This is a genomic window from Pengzhenrongella frigida, assembly GCF_004168625.1.
In the GTDB taxonomy this organism is placed as follows: domain Bacteria; phylum Actinomycetota; class Actinomycetes; order Actinomycetales; family Cellulomonadaceae; genus Pengzhenrongella; species Pengzhenrongella frigida.
This window is the reverse complement of the sequence record NZ_SDWW01000085.1, coordinates 1-5,718: the sequence shown is the minus strand read 5'-3', so window position 1 is coordinate 5,718 and position 5,718 is coordinate 1. Positions and strand designations below refer to the sequence as shown.

General features: G+C 57.2%; 3 rRNA genes. All 3 read right to left on the bottom strand.

Annotated features, from left to right (window positions below):
- Positions 1 to 7: 7 nt before the first annotated feature.
- Positions 8 to 124: ribosomal RNA gene (gene rrf, locus EUA98_RS19150) — 5S ribosomal RNA — on the bottom strand.
- A gap of 80 nt (positions 125 to 204) precedes the next feature.
- Positions 205 to 3,310 (bottom strand): 23S ribosomal RNA (locus EUA98_RS19145).
- Positions 3,311 to 3,750: 440 nt separating this feature from the next.
- Positions 3,751 to 5,276 (bottom strand): 16S ribosomal RNA (locus EUA98_RS19140).
- The 16S, 23S and 5S rRNA genes sit together here, the layout of an rRNA operon.
- Positions 5,277 to 5,718 lie beyond the last annotated feature (442 nt).

Here is a 5,718-nt window from a genome sequence, read left to right as displayed (position 1 = left end):
AATGGTTGTCCGGCGGCGACCTACTCTCCCACACAGTCTCCCGTGCAGTACCATCGGCGCAGAGGGGCTTAGCTTCCGGGTTCGGAATGGGACCGGGCGTTTCCCCCTCGCTATGACCGCCGTAACTCTATGGAGATATCAGGTTGCGGTGAATTCCCGACCGTATCTCGGGAACCGCACAGTGGACGCGTAGCACAGTGTAAGTGTGTCAAGTTATCGGCTTATTAGTACCGGTCAGCTTCACGGGTCTTCAGTCCCCGCTTCCACATCCGGCCTATCTACCCAGTGGTCTAGCTGGGAGCCTCTCGGGGCAAGCCCCGTGGAAACCTCATCTTGAAGCAGGCTTCCCGCTTAGATGCTTTCAGCGGTTATCCCTTCCGAACGTAGCTAACCAGCCGTGCTCCTGGCGGAACAACTGGCACACCAGAGGTTCGTCCGTCCCGGTCCTCTCGTACTAGGGACAGCCCTTCTCAAGTTTCCTGCGCGCGCAGCGGATAGGGACCGAACTGTCTCACGACGTTCTAAACCCAGCTCGCGTACCGCTTTAATGGGCGAACAGCCCAACCCTTGGGACCTACTCCAGCCCCAGGATGCGACGAGCCGACATCGAGGTGCCAAACCATGCCGTCGATATGGACTCTTGGGCAAGATCAGCCTGTTATCCCCGGGGTACCTTTTATCCGTTGAGCGACGGCGCTTCCACAAGCCACCGCCGGATCACTAGTTCCGACTTTCGTCCCTGCTCGACCTGTCAGTCTCACAGTCAAGCTCCCTTGTGCACTTGCACTCGACACCTGATTGCCAACCAGGCTGAGGGAACCTTTGAGCGCCTCCGTTACATTTTAGGAGGCAACCGCCCCAGTTAAACTACCCATCAGGCACTGTCCCTGATCCGGATTACGGACCGAGGTTAGATATCCAGAGCGACCAGAGTGGTATTTCAACGTTGACTCCACCGACACTGGCGTGCCGGCTTCACAGTCTCCCACCTATCCTACACAAGCCGCACCGAACACCAATACCAAACTATAGTAAAGGTCCCGGGGTCTTTCCGTCCTGCTGCGCGTAACGAGCATCTTTACTCGTAGTGCAATTTCGCCGAGTTCACGGTTGAGACAGCGGAGAAGTCGTTACGCCATTCGTGCAGGTCGGAACTTACCCGACAAGGAATTTCGCTACCTTAGGATGGTTATAGTTACCACCGCCGTTTACTGGGGCTTAAATTCTGAGCTTCGCCTTGCGGCTGACCCGTCCTCTTAACCTTCCAGCACCGGGCAGGCGTCAGTCCGTATACATCGTCTTGCGACTTCGCACGGACCTGTGTTTTTAGTAAACAGTCGCTTCTCCCTGGTCTCTGCGGCCTTCGAACGCTTCCCCAGCTAGTGGGTTCACGCCTCAGGCCCCCCTTCTCCCGAAGTTACGGGGGCATTTTGCCGAGTTCCTTAACCATGATTCTCTCGATCGCCTTAGTATTCTCTACCTGATCACCTGAGTCGGTTTAGGGTACGGGCGGCTAGAACCTCGCGCCGAGGCTTTTCTTGGCAGCATAGGATCACTCAATCATCCCGCATAAGCGGTCACCATCAGTTCTCAGGCTATACGAGAGGCGGATTTGCCTACCTCTCACCCTACGACCTTGGACGTGGACTACCATCGCCACGCTGAGCTACCTTCCTGCGTCACCCCTGTTAATACGCTTACCTAATATCGGTTCGGATCGCACGCTCCCCCGTCACGCCCCCGAAGGGATCTAGACGGCTTCAGGTGCTTAGCATCACCGGGCTCGGTATGGGCGGTTCTTCGCCGGTACGGGAATATCAACCCGTTGTCCATCGACTACGCCTGTCGGCCTCGCCTTAGGTCCCGACTTACCCAGGGCGGATTAGCCTGGCCCTGGAACCCTTGATCATTCGGCGGACGGGTTTCTCACCCGTCTTTCGCTACTCATGCCTGCATTCTCACTCGTGTGGGCTCCACCGCTGGGTTTCCCCGCGACTTCACTGCCCACACGACGCTCCCCTACCCATCCAGACACCTGGACCACGAAGGCCTGGTTATTATCTGAATGCCACAGCTTCGGCGGTATGCTTGAGCCCCGCTACATTGTCGGCGCGGAATCACTTGACCAGTGAGCTATTACGCACTCTTTCAAGGGTGGCTGCTTCTAAGCCAACCTCCTGGTTGTCTGTGCAACTCCACATCCTTTCCCACTTAGCATACGCTTGGGGGCCTTAGCTGGTGGTCTGGGCTGTTTCCCTCTCGACAACGGAGCTTATCCCCCGCAGTCTCACTGCCACGCTCTCACTTACCGGCATTCGGAGTTTGGCTAACATCAGTAACCTTGTAGGGCCCATCCGCTATCCAGTAGCTCTACCTCCGGCAAGAAACACGTGACGCTGCACCTAAATGCATTTCGGGGAGAACCAGCTATCACGGAGTTTGATTGGCCTTTCACCCCTAACCACAGGTCATCCCCTCGGTTTTCAACCCAAGTGGGTTCGGTCCTCCACGCGGTCTTACCCGCGCTTCAACCTGCCCATGGCTAGATCACTCCGCTTCGGGTCTAGAGCATGCGACTGAATCGCCCTATTCGGACTCGCTTTCGCTACGGCTGCCCCTCACGGGTTAACCTCGCCACATACCACTAACTCGCAGGCTCATTCTTCAAAAGGCACGCTGTCACCCCTGCTAGGGAGGCTCCAACGGATTGTAGGCACACGGTTTCAGGTACTATTTCACTCCCCTCCCGGGGTACTTTTCACCTTTCCCTCACGGTACTTGTCCGCTATCGGTCACTAGGTAGTATTTAGGCTTAGACAGTGGTCTGTCCAGATTCACACGGGATTTCTCGGGCCCCGTGCTACTTGGGATCCCCTTCGGGAGGCCACGCCATTTCGTCTACGGGGGTCACACCCTCTGTGCCGGGCCTTTCAATGCCCTTCGACTATGACGCGACTTTCTGACTCCCTGTCGATCCGGCAGAATCAACTGAAAGGTCCCACAACCCCGACTACGCAACGCCTGCCAGCTTTAACACGCAATCGGTTTGGCCTGTTCCGCTTTCGCTCGCCACTACTCACGGAATATCTCTTCCTGTCGGTACTGAGATGTTTCACTTCCCGACGTTCCCTCCACACACCCTATATATTCAGGTGCGGGTCACTGGACATGACTCCAGCGGGGTTTCCCCATTCGGAGATCCTCGGATCACGGTTCGTTTGCCAACTCCCCGAGGCTTATCGCAGGCTACAACGTCCTTCTTCGGCTCCTAGTGCCAAGGCATCCACCATGTGCCCTTAAAAACTTGACCACAATAATTCTTACAAAGATGCTCGCGTCCACTGTGCAGTTCTCAAGCTACGGGCGGTCCCACACTCCACACCGCACCGACTCCTGCGCCGCCGGCCACCGAAGTGGCAAGCAGTGCGAGCCGGCGTTGACCGGTCCTCATGTGATCCGCTAGCAGTCACCCTCCCCAGACCTCGAGGAGCTGATGACCTGAAAGAAGGACTCTCGTCCGTTCCCTCAGGACCCAACAGCGTGCCAAGACCCCTCACCCCACAGGCAACCGGCAACGTTCCATCCCCCCAGGCGAACCCAAGACGAGTACTAGCCACCGACCACCGAAGCGATCAGCCATAGTCGATGTTCCACCCGTGAGCACTGCCCCCGACGCGTTCGGCCGAGGCACAGGCCTGGACACCGACCCCCACCCACTACAGGCGGAAGCCAGGTGCCAGAGCTCCTTAGAAAGGAGGTGATCCAGCCGCACCTTCCGGTACGGCTACCTTGTTACGACTTAGTCCCAATCGCCAGTCCCACCTTCGACAGCTCCCTCCTCCGAAAAGGTTGGGCCACCGGCTTCGGGTGTTACCGACTTTCGTGACTTGACGGGCGGTGTGTACAAGGCCCGGGAACGTATTCACCGCAGCGTTGCTGATCTGCGATTACTAGCGACTCCGACTTCATGGGGTCGAGTTGCAGACCCCAATCCGAACTGAGACCGGCTTTTTGGGATTCGCTCCACCTCGCGGTATCGCAGCCCTTTGTACCGGCCATTGTAGCATGCGTGAAGCCCAAGACATAAGGGGCATGATGATTTGACGTCATCCCCACCTTCCTCCGAGTTGACCCCGGCAGTCTCCTATGAGTCCCCGGCATGACCCGCTGGCAACATAGGACGAGGGTTGCGCTCGTTGCGGGACTTAACCCAACATCTCACGACACGAGCTGACGACAACCATGCACCACCTGTATACCGACCTTGCGGGGAGCACATCTCTGCACTTTTCCGGTATATGTCAAGCCTTGGTAAGGTTCTTCGCGTTGCATCGAATTAATCCGCATGCTCCGCCGCTTGTGCGGGCCCCCGTCAATTTCTTTGAGTTTTAGCCTTGCGGCCGTACTCCCCAGGCGGGGCACTTAATGCGTTAGCTGCGGCACGGAACTCGTGGAATGAGCCCCACACCTAGTGCCCAACGTTTACGGCATGGACTACCAGGGTATCTAATCCTGTTCGCTCCCCATGCTTTCGCTCCTCAGCGTCAGTTGCGGCCCAGAGACCTGCCTTCGCCATCGGTGTTCCTCCTGATATCTGCGCATTCCACCGCTACACCAGGAATTCCAGTCTCCCCTACCGCACTCTAGTCTGCCCGTACCCACTGCAAGCCCGAGGTTGAGCCTCGAGTTTTCACAGCAGACGCGACAAACCGCCTACGAGCTCTTTACGCCCAATAATTCCGGACAACGCTTGCGCCCTACGTATTACCGCGGCTGCTGGCACGTAGTTAGCCGGCGCTTCTTCTGCAGGTACCGTCACTTTCGCTTCTTCCCTGCTGAAAGAGGTTTACAACCCGAAGGCCTTCATCCCTCACGCGGCGTCGCTGCATCAGGCTTTCGCCCATTGTGCAATATTCCCCACTGCTGCCTCCCGTAGGAGTCTGGGCCGTATCTCAGTCCCAGTGTGGCCGGTCGCCCTCTCAGGCCGGCTACCCGTCGTCGCCTTGGTGAGCCATTACCTCACCAACAAGCTGATAGGCCGCGAGTCCATCCCAGACCGATAAATCTTTCCAGACGCTCCCCATGCGAGGACGTCTCATATCCGGTATTAGCTCCGATTTCCCGAAGTTATCCCAGAGTCAGGGGCAGGTTACTCACGTGTTACTCACCCGTTCGCCACTGATCAACCAGAGCAAGCCCTGATATCACCGTTCGACTTGCATGTGTTAAGCACGCCGCCAGCGTTCGTCCTGAGCCAGAATCAAACTCTCCGTAAATGTCTATAAGCCCCTCACCACCGAAGCAGCAAGGAAACCGACAACACGAAATGACCCCCGAAGGGACCAGTTGAACTGACCAATAAAACACACACCCCCACTGACGGAAGATGTGCGCCTGTTTCAGCCAATAAAATCCATCCGACCAGCACGACCAGACCAAAGGCCCGACCCCACCAGCCGATGAACCAAATGGCATCGACTACTATATTTGGCACGCTGTTGAGTTCTCAAGGAACGAACGCGCATCGCTCAGGGCCTTTCAACCCGCCGCGAGGCAACCGTTCAAACTTACCCGAACTTCCCGCTCCAAGCAAACCCGCATCTCAGCGGACCTCTTCGAAGCTCATGAGTTCGACCCCCGCAACAGTACCCCGACGCAACAGCGCCGAGAAACAGTCGACATGGGGTGGTTGCCTTCCGGGACCAGCCACCGTCTCGC